Origin of the sequence: Fibrivirga algicola (assembly GCF_011742925.1) — a bacterium.
Taxonomy (GTDB): domain Bacteria; phylum Bacteroidota; class Bacteroidia; order Cytophagales; family Spirosomataceae; genus Fibrella; species Fibrella algicola.
Genome location: NZ_WAEL01000004.1, coordinates 307,344 through 323,619 on the forward strand (window position 1 = coordinate 307,344; position 16,276 = coordinate 323,619).

Consider the following 16,276-nt stretch of genomic DNA (forward strand, 5'->3'; position numbering starts at 1 on the left):
TCCAAGTGCCAAAAGCGGACTAAACTCCGCCTTACCAACCTTCTGCCGTACCTGCTTTATGCGTCGTATCAGCTTACTCATTGCTATTCTTACCGCCCTTGTTGCCATGCCAAGGCAAGCAGCGGCACAGTACAATAACTGGGCATTCGGTTTCCGCCTCGGCGAACCGTCGGGCGTGAACGTCCGTAAATATTTTGGCGAAAACCATGCTTTCGACCTTAACATAGGTACGTATGGTGGTTTGTACGGCAATAATCGCTCGTACCGGAGTGGGTATTACAAAACGATTGGCCTCAGTGTTCAAGGTCATTACCTGTGGCACGACCGGCTGTTTGGTAAAGATAACATCCGCGGATACTACGGATTTGGTGGGCAGATCAATAGCCGGCGGTATTACCCTGATCGGTTTGCAGCAACAAACGATTACGAAACGGGCATTGCGCTTGGTGGGTCAGGTGTAGCTGGCCTGGAATACTTTGTCCCCAACAAGCAATATTCGTTCTTTCTGGAAACAGGTTTATACGCCGAAGTTCTACCCGCCCCCCTTTTCCTTAGTCTTAGTTCAGGAGTCGGTATCCGATTCAATTTGTAATGGAGTTTTGAGTTTCAGCTTTCGCATGTGCTGCCTACTTCCGTTATGGAACGACAGCACATGCGAAAGCTGAAATCTGAGGCTTAATTGATTCATGTTCAACGTTTACAGTGCTTCTGCCGGGTCAGGCAAAACCTATACGCTTACCAAAGAGTACCTCAAATTAGCATTGGGGGAAGGTCGGGTGGTGAAGGTAACCGACACGTTTAAAGGCACGTATTTTCGGAACATCCTGGCCATTACGTTTACGAATGCGGCGGCCAACGAAATGAAGGAGCGGATTTTGCGCGAAGTATCAGGTATTGCGCAAAATAACCCCAAATCAGATCGATTCCTGGCCGAACTAACTGCCGATCTAACTGAGCAATCACCTGATCATCCCGATTTTCCGGCCCTTACAGAAACCATCAGGGAACGCTGTAAACGGCTGTTCAAATCGATCCTGCACCGGTACTCCGACTTTTCGGTGACGACCATCGACTCGTTCACGCAGCGGCTCGTTATGGCGTTTACCGATGAGTTGGGCCTCCCCTATTCGTTTGAGGTCGAAATGGACACCGAGCGGGTACTGGAGGTAGCGGTCGATAACCTCATCGAGCGCGTAGGCACCGATGAGATGGCCGACATCACGACGATCCTGCACCAGATTTTTGAGGAGACGGCCCGCGAAGGCCGGAGCTGGAACCAGATCGCCGACGCCCTTCGCGAATTCGGAAACGTACTCACTTCCGACCAGCATTACGAAGCTGTTGGCCGCATTGCCGACCTGACGCCCGGTCAGATTCGTACCGTCCGTGCACAGCTACGGGCTTTTGACGTGGAAGTTGCCAATCGCATTCAGGATCATGGTAAAACCGCCTGGTCGCTGATTACGGGTGCCGGATTAAGCGAGCAGGATTTCAACCGTAAATCAACGGGAATCGGTAATTTTTTCAAGTCGGTGGCACTTGGGGAGGTTGACAAGAAAATCAATAGCTACCATCTGGCAGCTGTTGACGAAAGCAACTGGTACAGTGCCAAAACTACACCCCTCCCTACACAAGCCGCCATCGATGGCCTCGCCGACGCCCTCTGCGACTGTTTCAACGCCATCCGCGACGAGCGGGAGGCCACCACAAAGCTGCTGACGTTGTACAGGGCGATTGATCCGCACTTGCAGAAAATGGCCTTACTGAAGCAGATTCGCGATGAGTTTGTCGACCTGCTGCGTAAAGACAACCGGGTACACATTTCGGAATTCAACAAACGCATTAAAGCCATTGTAGAGACCGAACCGGTGCCGTTTCTGTTCGAACGACTTGGGAGCAAATACAACCACATTCTCATCGATGAATTTCAAGACACCTCGCAGCTTCAGTTTGCGAACTTGATGCCGTTGATTGAAAACGCCTTGGGGAGCGGGTACTTCAACCTGGCTGTGGGCGATGGCAAACAGGCGATTTACCGATTCAGGGGTGGCGACATGGATCAGATTGTGGCGTTGCATCGGGGCAACCTGACTAAATTGCAGCGACTACACGGCCCCACTACCTGGACGGCCGAACGAATCGACGCGCTGAACGGACAGCTGGTTCCGAAAACGCTCGACACAAACTGGCGATCGGCGCAACCCATCGTCGAATTCAATAATCAGTTTTTTGAGTTCGTTGCCCGCCAATACGCATCCGCAAATCAGCGTATCGACGAGGTGTATGATGCGCTAAAGCAGTTTCACCAGCAGCCCGCCCCCGGCGCCTCCGCGCTGGCGCATATTCAGGTCGACTTCATCGGCGCCGACGATTTGGGCACCGATAGCAAAGTGGCTAATGAGATGGTGAAACTGACCATCGAACACATTCGGCAGGCAAAAGCGGATGGGTACACGTATGGCGACATGGCCGTATTGACTCGCAGCCGTAAAAACGCCCAACTGGTCGCCAATGAGCTGAACCGGTTGGGAATTCCCCTTTCATCGGCCGATTCGCTATCACTCCAGTTCTCAGAACCGGTCCGCCTGCTCATCGCCATGCTCACCATGCTGAGCCGCCCCGGTCAACCGCAGGTACGTTACGAGCTGCTGTATCTCTACCACAGTGTGGTACACAACTGCGTGCCCAACGATGCCCAAACGGAGGTGCTTCGTCAGGTAGCCAGTGCGCCGGACGAAGCACCTATTTTCGATTACCTGGCCAACGACGGGTATGACCTGAACCCCACCGGCCTGGTGCAGTTGAACGTGTATGAACTGGCCGAGAAGCTGGCGCACTGCTTCCACCTGTTCGACCGGCCACATGACCAGCCGTTTCTGTTCCGGTTCCTCGACGAAATTCTGACGTTTTCAAGCCGCGAGAGTGGGCATCTGGCCGATTTTCTGACGCATTGGGAAACGGCCCGAACGAAAGTGTCGGTCAGCGAAGGGCTTACCACCGATGCCGTCACGATTCAGACGATCCACAAAGCAAAGGGGCTGGAATACCCCGTTGTCATTATTCCCTTCGCCGACTGGACTGTTGACCCGAGTCATCGCGACACAATCTGGGTCGACCTGGCCACCGTAGACACAACACCCCTATCGGTAGCCTTGCCCGATGGCAGTCTCAGCAGGCTGATGAACGCACAGGTAGCGCTGACCAAACAGCTCGATGCAACCCCCGATGACGTCAGGGATCAGTACACCAATGAGATCAGCCGTACGTTCATCGAAAATATGAACCTGCTGTACGTTGCCTTTACCCGACCAACCGATCGGCTTTATATCATCTCTGAACGGAAAGAATTTACGACCCAACGCGGGCAAGCCACAGCCGCATACTGGCTCTACAGCTTCCTGACCAGCTCAGATTCCGCCAGACTGTCTGACTGTTGCTGGGAAGATGGCCGACACCAGTACATTCTCGTTCCGGGCACTGGTCCGCGGGCAACAAACCAGCATACGGGAAGCGACGACCAGTCCAACGAAAAACAGGACATTGACCTACAGGTTATCAAAAGTGGCTCGCGTGGACAGAATATGCAGTTGCGCCGTATGGCCGAGCGTGTTTTTGACACCCGTACCTTTGAACAAAACCGCGAACGTGACCGCAAGCTCTGCGCTGCGCTCAGCCTGATCAAAGGCGTTGACTGCATCGACAAAACGCTCGCCCGGCTGGTTCGTGAGGGCGTTATCCGCTCGGTTGAAGTGGCCGATCTGCGCGAAGGACTCACCGCCATCGTGACTCATGCCGACTTACTCGATGTATTCGGCTATGATCGGCGCATTGATACAGACCGGAGCATTTTAACCCAAAAACAGGCAAAGGGTGCCCCCCACCGGGTGGTTCACCAGCCCGACGGCGGCGTTGTGCTGGTTCAGTACGAAAGCCAAAGCGAGCAGTCCGAGTCGTACCTGTCTACCTTTATTGACCTATACAAAGAAATGGGGTACCCAACCGTCGAAGGCCGGATTGTCTGGCTTGGGAACGTACCTGTTGTTGAACGCCTATGAAGAAACGTAGTATTGGCCTGCTGCTTGGCCTTTCGCTGACCATTCAGGTTCAGGCCCAGAACCTGTCGCCTTATTCGCTAAAAACAGGGCGTGAGGTGACCTTACTGGGCGCAGGACTAGCTTCGTACGGAACGGCTTATGCCTTCAATCGGGATCTAAAGCCGCTGACAATCGATGGCGTTCAGAACTTGAACCGCGCCAACGTACCCAGCCTCGATCGGTCGGCGCTCGACCACTATTCACCCAAAGCCGCCCGGCTCAGCGACCTCACCCTCGGCACGGGAATTGGCCTGACGGGACTGGTTATTCTGTCGGCAAAAGCCCCGGTCAACGCCATACCCGGACGTATCCGGACCAACACAGATGGATCCACCACCGAGCCCAGCTTTTCGTTTGTCAGTAGTGAGCTCTTTACCGTTGGCGTTATGTACGTTGAAACCATGCTGCTCACAAACGGCGTGAAAAGCACCGTTAAAAACGCGGTTGAACGTACCCGTCCGCTGGCCTACAATCCCGCCGTTCCCCTCGACGAAAAGCTCGATAAAGACACGCAACGCTCCTTTTATTCGGGGCATGCTTCCAATGCATTTGCAACGGCAGTTTTTGCCGCTGAAATCTTTCGCCATTACCACCCCACCTCCAAGGCTAAACCCTGGGTCTGGGTCAGCTCACTTGGCCTGGCTTCCGGTACGGCTTACCTTCGCTACGAAGCGGGACAGCATTTTCCCAGCGATCTGCTCGTTGGGGCGGCCGTAGGGTCGCTGGCAGGCTGGGGTATTCCAAAACTTCACGAAAACCGGCACCAGTCGGCCAGTCTTTCGGTTACTCCCTGGAGCAACGGACTGGCCAGTGGCGTCTCGTTCCGCTGGAGTCTGTCAAGCCCAAGTTTTGTTACTGAGTAGAGTTAGCTTTCTTAACGACACCCACCCGATGACCAAGATTACCGACCATATTCGCCAGGCCAATGGCAAACCCATTTTCTCGATTGAAGTAATTCCGCCGATTAAGGGTGATAATCTGAAAAATCTGCTCGACAACATCGAGCCATTGATGGAGTTCAAGCCCCCATTTATTGACGTTACCTATCACCGCGAAGAATACATTGAGCAACCCCAGCCCGACGGTACCATTCGCAAGATCGTAACCCGCAAACGGCCCGGCACGGTGGGTATCTGTTCGGCTATCATGCACCGGTTCAACGTAGACCCGGTACCACACGTGTTGTGTGGCGGCTTCTCGCGCGACGAAACCGAAGATTTCCTGATCGATCTGAATTACCTCGGCATCGATAATGTGCTGGTATTACGTGGCGACCCGGCCAAACCGTTCAAAACGTTCAAGGCTAAAGAGAACGGCTACTCGTATGCCAGCGAACTGGTAGAGCAGGTAGCCAACATGAACAAGGGTCAGTATTTACACGAAGAAGATACGGCCATGACGCCCAGCAATTTCTGCGTGGGTGTGGCAGCTTATCCGGAGAAACATTTCGAAGCCGAAAACCACGACATCGATTTTGAATACTTGAAACAGAAAGTAGCCAGAGGTGCCGATTACATTGTCACGCAAATGTTTTTCGACAATGCGCGCTACTTCGATTTTGTAACGCGCTGCCGCGAACACGACATTCACATTCCAATTATTCCCGGCCTAAAACCAATAAGCACCCGCAAGCAACTGGAAATTCTTCCCCGCCTGTTCCACCTCCACATGCCCGACGATCTGGTAAACGCCGTTGCTGCCTGCGAAAACGACGCTCAGGCCCGGCAAGTAGGCATTGAATGGAGCATCCAGCAGGGGCGCGAACTGATTGCCGCCGGTGCACCCGTACTCCATTTCTACACGATGGGCAAAGGCGACAACGTACAGAAAATTGCGCGGGAGTTGTTTTGACGAAACGGCCACTGTCGAACACGCTGGCTCGGTACATATCCGTTGCCAGCCACCCGTTGCTCACGCTTCCTGTCTGTTCATTGGCGATTCTGTTTCGCTATGAACCGGTTGCCAACGCATCGGTATTGGCGCTACTTCTTGTAGGCTGCCTTGTTGTGCCGCTCGCCGTTAGCATGTACCGAAAGCAGGCAAAGGGTGTTCACACCAATTTTGACGTTTCAGATCAGCGGCAGCGCCAGACCTGGTATTACCTAGTCGTCAGTTTGCTGGTAGGCGTCACGGCCCTGGTTTACCTGACGGATCAGTCCTTCATAGTCCGCCTCAGCTTCCTGCTGGCAACGTTGCTGCTAATCACATCGCAATTCGTTAATCAATTCATCAAAAGCTCCTTACACGTTTCGCTAAATACGTTCTTAGCGTTTTTGCTACTGCTTGTAGACGTAAAGATCGGAATGCTGTGGCTAACCTTCCTTCCTCTAATTGGCTGGTCTAGACGTCAACTAAACAGGCATACGTTACCAGAAATTATAACGGGCGGGGTTATTGGTCTGACGTTCGGCTATTTACTCTTTTACCTCGCCCAATAGCTTGTCAATTACGTCGATCACCTGCTGTGTCCGGTCTTCATAGTTAGCGCCTGACACGACCACGAACGGAATGCCTCGTTCTGTTAGCGCCTGCTCGAACAGCGAGTACATTTCGGCCCGGCGGTGACCCAGATCGCGAAGGCCATCGGCTATCCAGGGCACGTCGGTATTAAGCAGAAAATAGGCATCAAATTGCTCGCGGTCCGCCAATTCAGTCAGAACAGCCGGGTGCGTTACCCCGTATATGGTGGCATATAACTGCGTCGTAATCAAGTCAGTATCACAAATCAAGACGCGATTCGCCAGTGGAATCGCACGCTCCACGGCAGCCGTCTGAGCAACGGCAATGCGGGCGTAATCGTCGCTTGTCAGGTCGTTGGACGTAATCAGATCGCGGGCCACTTCGGGTACGTATATCGTCTGGTAGTGCTTGGCCAGTTTCCGGGCCATTGTCGTTTTACCGACGCTTTCGGGGCCGTAGAGGCAAACGCGCAGTGGCTGAGCCATTCGTAGTCAGAAGTTGGGTGATGTCCGATTCGAGCAGGGTACGTATATCAGCGGGGGCGAGTCCTTCGGCAGTGAGGTGCCCAATAGCCCAGCGTACCAGCCGCAGGGTAGGAAAGCCCACAGCAGCGGTCATTTTACGTACCTGGCGGTTTTTGCCTTCGGTCAGTGTAAGCGAAATCCAGGTAGTCGGGATGTTGGCCCGAAAGCGAATGGGCGGATTACGGGGCGGCAAATCCGGCTCGTTCAGCCGCCGGGCAATGGCAGGAAGCGTATGGTGCGGCTTCCCATCGACAGTAATCGTCACGCCCTCGGCCAGTTGCTGTAGCGCCTCATCGGTAATCGCCCCGTCGACCTGCACGTAGTAGGTGCGTTCGTGGGCAAAACGGGGATCGAGCAGGCGGTGGTTGATCGACTTATCGTTGGTCAGTAAGAGTAAGCCCTCACTGTCGGCGTCGAGCCGCCCAACGGGATACACATCCCGCTCGAAAGCAAACGACAGATCGCCCAGCGTGGCCTTATCGCCCTCTTTCGAGAACTGCGACAACATACCGAAGGGCTTATAAATCAGGTAATGCATGGGTACGTAACACGGCCTTAAGTCCGTTTTTCAAGATACAAACCGGACTTAAGGCCGTGTTACGATTTCCGCCCAAACCGGGCCATGGTCGGAATGAACAGCGTTGGGGTGATGACCGGCGGCTAGTAAACGATCGCGGAGGGGTTCGGCTAGGGAGATGTAGTCGATCCGCCAGCCTTTGTTGGTAGCCCGCGCGCCAGCCCGGTAGCTCCACCAGCTATACTCAACAGAATCGGGATTTTTTTCCCGGAAGGCATCGATAAACCCACTTTCAAACCACTTCGTCATCCAGGCACGTTCTTCGGGCAGAAAACCGGTCGTGTACTTATTTCGAACGGGGTCGTGAATGTCAGTTGCCGTATGTGCAATGTTGTAATCGCCCACCACGATCAGGTTTGGCCGCGACTGCCGAAGGTTGTGGGCATAGTCGAAAAATTCGTCCAAAAACTGCATTTTGAAACCCTGCCGAAGATCACCCGACGTACCCGACGGGAAATAGCAGTTCAGGATCGTCAGATCATCGAAATCGGTACGTAGAATCCGTCCTTCGCAGTCATAATGCGCCAGTCCGCAGCCCAACACGGCATTATCGGCAGGTATTTTGGCGAAGGTAGCTACGCCGGAATACCCTTTCTTTTCGGCGGCATGCCAGTGGTAGGTGTAGCCAAGCTCATCGAGCAGGGTCAGATCGACCACATCGTGCGTTGCTTTCACTTCCTGTAAACAGAGCACATCAACCGGGTTCTCGCGCAGCCAGTCGATCAGGCCGTTTTTGATGGCCGCCCGGATGCCATTCACGTTATAGGTAACTAAGCGCATCCGGCAAATATACAATGCGACCTGCTACCGCGTGAGTAACCCTAACTGCGACAGCTTCGCTTTTACCGCAGCCAGACCCGTTTCACCTACTTCCCTCATCAGAATGCGTCCTTCAGGCGATAGCAGCATATAGGTGGGATATACTTGTACGCCAAGCTGCCGGGGAATGCTAGCGTCAGTTTGTTTGCTGGAATACTCGATCACTTGTTGCCAGTTGAGCTGCTTGTCGGCTTCTAGTTTCCGGGCCTGCACGCGGCCCGCCTCGTTGTATTCGTAGTCGACGCCGACAAACTGAATTTTATCAGGCTTCACCTGCTGATGCAACGCTTTCAACGCAGGTATGCCCGCTATGCAAGGCCCACACCAGGAGCCCCAGAAATCAAGCAGCACATAACTTCCTTTTTTCAATAACTGGCTAATTACCAGCTCTTCATTTTTATCTGTTCTTCCCACCAGCACCGGAGCCAGATTACGAACGCGTCCGCCTACCCGATTTGGATCATACCGTTCGGCCACCAGCGTCAACTCACCGTCTTTCGTACTAGACAAAAAGGTAAATAAGTGATTCCCTGCTAGCATGTTTTTACCAATTGAAATACGAACCTCCTTATTAGCGTCGTATAGCTGATCGGCCAGTTGTATCTTCAGATCAGGTCTAGCGTAATTGTCAATTTGTTCCCAGCTAGCTGGCGATATACTCACTTTGTACTCCTGACCATCCACTATGAAATTACCTTCCCGGTATACCTGGGTCTGGATATACACGGCCAAACGTCGTTCCATATCGTTCTGGTAACCGTAAGCCTCATTATATGGCAGTAGGCGTAGATACGTATGTGCTTGCTGTATGCCCTGTTTCATGGCTCTTTCATAGTTCACCCGAACCAGGGGAGCGAGTTCAGTGGTATCACCTCTGTAGTTTCGCTCCATCGTCAGTGTATCAAACTCGTAGGCGGAATCATCCGAGAAATCGTTATTATTATTGGCATCGACGATAATAATTTTTTTCGGCCCCTTCAGTCCTGTAAATACGGATACGTAGCTTTTTATCCGCCGGGGCACTAGTTGAGTGGTGTCAATACCATACTGTTTCTGGATTTCCAGAAATTGCGCCAGGGTACGTCGTTTATCCTTGTACGATCCAAAAAATTGTTGATCTCTATCTAATACAATGACCGTAAAAGACGACGTATCGCAACGCGGATAACCTTGGTATTCAGGCCTGTGGAGAATTTTAACTGTCGGAACTGTAGATATTTGTATCCGGTTTTTCGGGTTGAACGACAGCCTCGTTTTAACCCGTAGCGTATCCGCTGCCAGGCCTTGTAAAACTTGCACATTGCAGATAAGCAGCAGCAGAACGTACCTCAGAATTTTTTTCATGAGTGAGCAGTTGAGATTAGACATCAGGGGAGGCTGTTCGCTTTGAACAAAGAAAAGACTTTTCTTTTCGCGAAACCGTTGTAACCAAAAGATCTGCTCCAATTTATGAAACTTCCGCTTTGCGGCTTTTCGCTTCTGCTACTTACTTCCTGCGCGGCCCCACGCCCACTCACGGCCGAATTAAAACCGAACTCCCTTAGAGCCAACAACCTGGAAGAAACGCTTAGTCGCCGCGATGAGGTTATGCTGGCTTATTCGCTGGTGAGCTACGACGCCGCGAACAAACCCGTTGGCGTGGTAAATGGGGGCTGGGGGGTTCAGGCGATGAGTAAAGGCACCTCGGCCGATCTGAGCCAGGCGATACCTGTTCGGTTGCCAATGCCTAAAAACGGACGCATTGTGGCCTCTATGGTGCTGATCGAAGTTGACGATTATACTAAGGCGGCCGACATGGTCAGTAAAATTCAGAAAGTAAATACGGTCATCAGCGTACCGGCGGGTTTACTCCTGGCCGGAGTTGAAGCGTTGACACCGCTGAAATACGTGTCGGCAGGGCTGGCAGCGGCTGGCATGGGAATCCAATTTACCAATCAACTCGATGACGACGATGTGTTGGGCCAAAGCAGCGTTGAAGTTACCGATGCGTCTCTGAAAAAGTCGGGGAAGCGGTTTATGCGCATTCCGGCCAGCTTTACGGGGCAGCACCTCCGCGATTCGTACAACTACGAATTGACGTACGATCTGGCCCTAAAAAACGTTAAAATAGGGCCTTCTGCTCAATAACTTCTATCTTTGTTGGTTCTCCGTCGGCACTATTCCCCGCTGGTCGATTGTTCTGAACGTAGCAACTTGTACATGCGTTTACCTGTTTCTATTTCCTTGTTCCCACGGCTCAAATCGTCTTCTTTCGGCACCCCGGCAGCGTATCGGTTAACGGGATCGGCCTTATTGCTCTGGTTCGTCACCGCCTGCAAAACAGCGGCTCCTGTAGCCACTACAACACCGGCGGCGCCAGCCAAACCGGTTGTACTGGCCCTTGGGACCAATAAAGTGTTTACCAGCGACGAATTCTTTGATTCATTCGCCAAGAACCAGCTTTCGGCCGACTCATCGCAGCGCACTGATATCCGCAGCTACCTCGATCTGTACACCAACCTGAAACTGAAGGTGCTGGCCGCCGAGCAATCCGGGCGCGACACTACAGAGGCCTTTCGCGAAGAAATGGCTACCTACCGTAAGCAACTCGCGCAGACGTACCTGACCGACAAGACGCTGGTTGAGCAATTGACCAATGAAGCCTACCAACGCATGCAGCAGGAGGTGCGGGCCTCGCATATCCTGATACCCATTTCAGAAGAAGCCCTTCCTGCGGATACACTGGCTGCTTACCAGCAAATTCTTGCCGTTCGGGGTCGGCTATTGAGTGGTGAACCGTTTGCCACGGTGGCCAAAGAAGTATCGAAAGACCCGACCGTAGCCCAGAATGGGGGCGATCTGGGTTATTTCTCTGCCTTCCAGACAATATATCCGTTCGAGAATGCTGCCTACACTATTCCGGTGGGTAGCCTCTCAACCCCGGTACGTACCCGGTTTGGCTACCATCTTATTCAGGTCAAAGACCGTCGGCCATCGCGCGGGAAAATTCAGGTGGCCCATATCCTGGTACGCCTCTCCCCTTCTGCCGAACCCGCCGGGGTCGTGGCTGCCAAAGCCCGGATCGACGAAGTATATGCAAAGCTGAAAGCAGGCGAATCGTTCGAAGCGTTGGCCCGTACATACTCCGACGATGTAAACAGCAAAAACGCAGGGGGTAAACTACCGCCTTTTGCCACCGGCCAAAATGCCCCGGCGCTGGAAGAAGCCGCGTTTGCCCTTACCACCCCCGGCAGTTATAGCCCACCCGTGAAAACAAACTACGGCTGGCACATCCTGAAACTTATTAATCGCCGGCCGATCGAATCGTTTGCCGAACTGGCACCGGCTATCCGGCAGAAGGTAGTGACCGACTCACGCGCCGAGGTGATCAGGCAGGTCATGATTCAGCGCCTTAGCCGTGACTATACCGTCACAGAAGATCAAGCAACTAAACAGGCAACGCTGGCCCGCGCTGACTCAAGTCTGGTTCAGGGCCGGTGGCGCCTACCAGCCCCTACCGACCCGTTGAATGCCCAAACGCTGCTGACAATTGGCAGCGCGGGTGGATCGCCGTTGACCGTACCGGCGTCAAAATTTTTCACTTACGTTCAACAAAAGCAACTGCCGCGTGCCGAAACGGGTCTTACCGGTCAGCTGATCATGCAACGGCTCTACGCTCGCTTTGTTGGCGATCAGTTGTTAGTTGCTGAAGAAGCGAACTTGGAGAAAAAATACCCTGAATTTCGGAACCTGCTCACCGAAGTGCGCGATGGTGTACTCCTGTCGCAGGTGATGGAAGAACGGGTATGGGAACGTTCGTTGACCGATTCAACGGGGCAGAAACAGTTTTATGACCAAAATCGGGCGAAGTATACGTACCCAGCCAGAGCCGTCGCTACCATCATTGACGCTGCCGACGACAAGTTGCTCACCGAGATGAAGGCCCGTCTGGCAACAAGTCCGTATGCCCTGAAACGGTCGTCGCCCGATCTGCTGTTCGAACCAAATCAAACGGCCCTCTCAACAGCTGGCCGCGATGCCCTGTATGAAGTATTGGTAGCAATGGTAAAAAATCCGGCGTACGTACTCGACCTGACGGCTTCGCACGATGCGCAGGAAAAAGACAGCACATCGGCGGGCCGACTACGGTCGGTGGTTCGGTACTTGACAAGCAACGGCGTACAGTTGGCCCGTATTAACGAAAAAGACTTGCAGGGTGCCCGTGTTGCCAGCGGTGATGCAGCCCGGCGGGTTTCGTTTACGTACTTGACCACATCCAAACAGGATGTTGCCCGGGTGCTAAGTGGTACTGCTACCGACGCGGTTACGGTGACTGAAGGGATCTTCGCCAAAGGGCAGAACACCTATGTGGACGAACTACCCTGGCAAACCGGCACCAACACCTTTGCTAAGGGTAACCGGGTTGTGCAGGTTACGATCAGCCGTCTTGAGCCAGCGCGTCAGCGAACATTTGCCGAAGCCAGGGGGACGGTTATCAACGATTATCAAGCCTACCTGGAACGGCAATTTTTGGCTGAACTGCGTCAGAAATACCCCGTTCAGGTGAACGAGGACGAGTTGAAACGACTACTTAAATGAGTTCACAGTTTAGTGTCGTCCTGCTAGCCAGGTACCATTAGACGAAAGACCTTTTTAAACAATATGGATAAATTAAAAACGGCTTCGCTGAGTTTACTAGGGCTTACCCTGGGCCTTGCGCAGGCATTCAGCACTGGCGGATTTGCTACCCGCACCGCCTCGTTGCCTCAGCCGGTTCGGTCGGCTGTGGCAGCTTCTGACACCCTTCAGGACAATGAAGCGGTAGTTCTGAACAAGATCATTGCCAAGGTCGACAACTATTACGTGTTGAAGTCAGACCTGGAAGAGGCATTGCAATCCTATGCTGCCAACGGCCAGCAGGCTCCGCAGAAGTGTCAGCTGCTCGAGAGTCTGGTCATCAACAAAATGATGCTCGCCAAAGCAGAGATCGACTCCGTTGTGGTTGACGAAAAGCAGGTCGATAGCCAGTTAGATAACCGGATGTCGTACATGGTGCAGCAATATGGCAACGAGAAAAACATCGTCGAGCAATTTGGCAAGAGCCTTGAAATGCTGAAAGGCGAAGTACGGGTGCAGGTACGTGACCAGATGTTGACCCGTAAAATGCAGGAGACCATTACAGAGAAGACAAAGGTGACTCCCCGCGACGTGCTGAAGTTTTTTAACACTATTCCTAAAGACAGCCTGCCTTACATGCCGGCCGAAGTGGAGGTGGGACAGATCGTGCGCTACGCGATTGTGACCAAGGCCCAAAAGGAAACATTACGCAAGCGGCTGCAGGCCCTGAAAGACAGCATTACCCGGGGTGCCGATTTTGCTGAACTGGCGAAAGCCAATTCGGAAGACGTTGGTTCGGGCGAAAAAGGGGGTGATCTGGGGTATGCCAAGCGCGGTATGATGGTTGCTCCATTCGAAGGCGCAGCCCTGAAGCTGAAGCCAGGCGAAATGTCGGACATCGTTGAATCGGACTTTGGTTTTCACCTGATCCAACTCATTGAAACGCGGGGCGCTGAGTACCACGCCCGGCACATTCTGCTCCGCCCCGAGTACAACCGCCTTGAAGTAACCGAGCCAACCCGGTTTCTCGACAGCCTGCGTACGCTGATTATGTCTGACAGCCTCAAATTCGAAAAGGCCGCTAAAGATTTTTCAGAAGACAAAGCTACTGCCGATGCCGGCGGCCTATTGCGTGATCCTCAGTCGGGTAGCTCACGGATGGCGATGGACGGTACCATGGACTACGCGATGTTTTCAATTCTGGATACAATGACGGTCGGAAAAATGACGCCTGTTCTGCCTTATCGGTCAGATGATGGCAAGACTGGGGTACGGATTTTGTACTACAAAACGAAGATTGCGCCTCACACCGCCGACTATAAGCTGGATTTCGAAAAGCTGCAGAACATTGTGCTGCAAAACAAGAAGAACAAGGCAATTGACGAGTGGTTCAAGCGGTCGGTTGGCGACGTGTACATCACGGTTGATCCTGAGTATACAAGTTGCCGCATATTTGGGACTACGCAGAACAGTGGCGCGCAGGCTAGTAATTAACGAGTATGGATTAAGAATAAGAATTAATCGATTAGATTGCCCATTCTTGATTCATAAGTCATCAAACTCAATTCTTTCTTCCTAATTCCCTAATGCCTTATACATCCGACGTGGAGGCTGCAGAAGCCCTGAAAGACGCTTACAAGAAATTAAGTACAGAAATCGGTAAAGTCATTATTGGTCAGGACGAGACGGTCAGACTACTACTCACGGCTATCTTTTGCCAGGGGCACTGTCTGCTGGTAGGTGTTCCAGGATTGGCCAAGACATTGCTGATCCAAACTATTGCCGGGGCGCTTGACCTTAACTTCAATCGTATCCAGTTTACGCCCGACTTGATGCCTTCGGATATCTTGGGTTCTGAAACACTGGATCAGGATCGTAATTTCAAGTTTATCAAAGGCCCGATTTTCGCCAACATCATTTTGGCTGATGAAATCAATCGGACGCCGCCCAAAACTCAATCGGCCCTGCTTGAAGCAATGCAGGAGTACAAGGTGACAATTGCCGGTCAGAATTATTCCTTAGGCCGTCCGTTTTTCGTGTTGGCCACACAAAACCCCATCGAGCAGGAAGGAACGTACCCACTACCTGAAGCCCAGCTCGACCGGTTTATGTTCAACATTTACCTCGATTACCCCTCATACCAGTCAGAAGTTGCGATCGTGAAGAGCACGACTAATGACCAGCGGTATCAGGTGCAGCAGGTGATTACGGGTGAACAAATTGCAGAGTTTCAGCATTTGGTTCGCCGTGTACCCGTGGCCGACAATGTAGTTGAATATGCCGTTAAGCTGGTACATAAGACCCGCCCGAATACAGAGATGGCCTCAACCGAAGCCAGCCAATACCTGGAGTGGGGCGCTGGTCCCCGTGCTTCGCAGGCCCTAATTCTGGCCGCTAAATGTAATGCACTGCTGGCTGGTAAGTATTCGCCTGATATTGAAGATGTTCGGGCCGTTGCCATGCCTATCCTGCGTCACCGGGTTGTCCGCAACTTTAAAGCCGAAGCAGAAGGCATCACCGTTGAGCAGCTCATCACGAAAATGATGTAGTTCACAATCAAAAAAGAAGCGTCCCCGATCTGGGAACGCTTCTTTTTTTAAGCGCTTACTTTGTCAACTCTTCTACCTGCGCCCAGAAATCAAGATCGATGGCGGCAGGTTCGAAACCGACTTCTGCGAGGTCGGTTTTATGTTTTATGATAACCCACTTTGGTGCTTTATCCTCCGTCAGTTTAGAGAGCGGCTCGGCATACTGACGGGTAAATAAAGCGGGCATGTGTACCTGGTCGGCAAAGCGTGTGGCAACAATCCCTTTACCTGTTTCCTCCTGTGTAGCTACCAGTTGCCGCAACAACGCAGGCGTGAGAAACGGTTGATCACAGGGCATGATAATAAACGTGTCGATAGTTGGCTGCATGAGGAACAATCCCGCCAGACCAATTTTCACCGACGAAGAGATGCCGTCGCTGTAAGTAGGATTGTCGATAAGCGTAACGCCGAGACCATCCAATTCAGGAGCTACCTGTTCACGCCGATCGCCCAATACGACAACAACCGGACCACCTAATTCTGCTGCCAGCGCAATGTCGGCTGCATTCCGAACCAGTGAAGTGCCATTTACGGTCAGTAACTGCTTGGCTATGCCCCCGAAGCGTTTGGAAGCCCCCGCGGCGAGGACAATAATGCCTGTTTTCATAACGTGTCTGA

At 52.7% G+C, this 16,276-nt stretch carries 14 protein-coding genes; 9 read left to right on the forward strand and 5 right to left on the reverse strand.

Annotated features, from left to right (window positions below; genetic code table 11):
- Positions 1–58 precede the first annotated feature (58 nt).
- The 5 genes from F7231_RS12675 (at position 59) to F7231_RS12695 (ending at position 6,532) form a co-directional block, all read left to right on the forward strand.
- Entirely contained in the window at positions 59–592 is a 534-nt protein-coding gene (locus F7231_RS12675; protein ID WP_085413556.1) for a hypothetical protein, read from the forward strand.
- A gap of 94 nt (positions 593–686) precedes the next feature.
- Entirely contained in the window at positions 687–4,055 is a 3,369-nt protein-coding gene (locus F7231_RS12680; RefSeq protein ID WP_166692162.1) for a UvrD-helicase domain-containing protein, read from the forward strand.
- A complete protein-coding gene (locus tag F7231_RS12685) occupies positions 4,052–4,957 on the forward strand; it encodes a phosphatase PAP2 family protein (protein ID WP_166692163.1) in 906 nt (301 codons plus the stop codon). The genes F7231_RS12680 and F7231_RS12685 overlap by 4 nt, the downstream gene beginning before the upstream one ends.
- 28 nt (positions 4,958–4,985) lie before the next feature.
- Entirely contained in the window at positions 4,986–5,945 is a 960-nt protein-coding gene (locus tag F7231_RS12690; RefSeq protein WP_085413552.1) for a methylenetetrahydrofolate reductase, read from the forward strand.
- On the forward strand, positions 5,942–6,532 hold the full coding sequence (locus F7231_RS12695) for a phosphatase PAP2 family protein (RefSeq protein WP_166692164.1): 591 nt from the start codon (positions 5,942–5,944) through the stop codon (positions 6,530–6,532). Before F7231_RS12690 ends, F7231_RS12695 begins: the two co-directional genes overlap by 4 nt.
- On the opposite strand, the gene F7231_RS12700 is transcribed toward F7231_RS12695, so the two are convergent.
- The 4 genes from F7231_RS12700 to F7231_RS12715 are packed head-to-tail and all read right to left on the reverse strand — an operon-like array spanning position 6,509 to position 9,920.
- Positions 6,509–7,039 (reverse strand): AAA family ATPase, encoded by a 531-nt coding sequence (locus F7231_RS12700; RefSeq protein ID WP_166692165.1) that lies wholly within the window; start codon positions 7,037–7,039, stop codon positions 6,509–6,511. The two genes, F7231_RS12695 and F7231_RS12700, sit on opposite strands and share 24 nt — an antisense overlap.
- Complete coding sequence (locus tag F7231_RS12705; protein WP_085413547.1) at positions 6,990–7,616, reverse strand: pseudouridine synthase; 627 nt, start codon at positions 7,614–7,616, stop codon at positions 6,990–6,992. The genes F7231_RS12700 and F7231_RS12705 overlap by 50 nt, the downstream gene beginning before the upstream one ends.
- Before the next feature lie 48 nt (positions 7,617–7,664).
- Entirely contained in the window at positions 7,665–8,435 is a 771-nt protein-coding gene (locus F7231_RS12710; RefSeq protein ID WP_166692166.1) for an exodeoxyribonuclease III, read from the reverse strand.
- Between the two features lie 24 nt (positions 8,436–8,459).
- Positions 8,460–9,920: a TlpA family protein disulfide reductase gene (locus tag F7231_RS12715; protein ID WP_166692167.1), complete on the reverse strand. Its 1,461-nt coding sequence runs from the start codon at positions 9,918–9,920 to the stop codon at positions 8,460–8,462.
- 3 nt (positions 9,921–9,923) lie between these two features.
- On the opposite strand from F7231_RS12715, the gene F7231_RS12720 reads away from it, so the two are divergent.
- The 4 genes from F7231_RS12720 to F7231_RS12735 all read left to right on the forward strand — a co-directional run bounded on the left by F7231_RS12720 (position 9,924) and on the right by F7231_RS12735 (position 15,619).
- Entirely contained in the window at positions 9,924–10,601 is a 678-nt protein-coding gene (locus tag F7231_RS12720) for a hypothetical protein (protein WP_166692168.1), read from the forward strand.
- Between the two features lie 72 nt (positions 10,602–10,673).
- On the forward strand, positions 10,674–13,052 hold the full coding sequence (locus F7231_RS12725; RefSeq protein ID WP_166692169.1) for a peptidylprolyl isomerase: 2,379 nt from the start codon (positions 10,674–10,676) through the stop codon (positions 13,050–13,052).
- Positions 13,053–13,115: 63 nt separating this feature from the next.
- Entirely contained in the window at positions 13,116–14,564 is a 1,449-nt protein-coding gene (locus F7231_RS12730) for a peptidylprolyl isomerase (RefSeq protein WP_085413540.1), read from the forward strand.
- Positions 14,565–14,656: 92 nt separating this feature from the next.
- Positions 14,657–15,619 (forward strand): AAA family ATPase, encoded by a 963-nt coding sequence (locus F7231_RS12735; RefSeq protein WP_085413538.1) that lies wholly within the window; start codon positions 14,657–14,659, stop codon positions 15,617–15,619.
- A gap of 55 nt (positions 15,620–15,674) precedes the next feature.
- On the opposite strand, the gene F7231_RS12740 is transcribed toward F7231_RS12735, so the two are convergent.
- A complete protein-coding gene (locus F7231_RS12740) occupies positions 15,675–16,265 on the reverse strand; it encodes a nucleotidyltransferase family protein (protein ID WP_166692170.1) in 591 nt (196 codons plus the stop codon).
- Between the last annotated feature and the right edge of the window lie 11 nt (positions 16,266–16,276).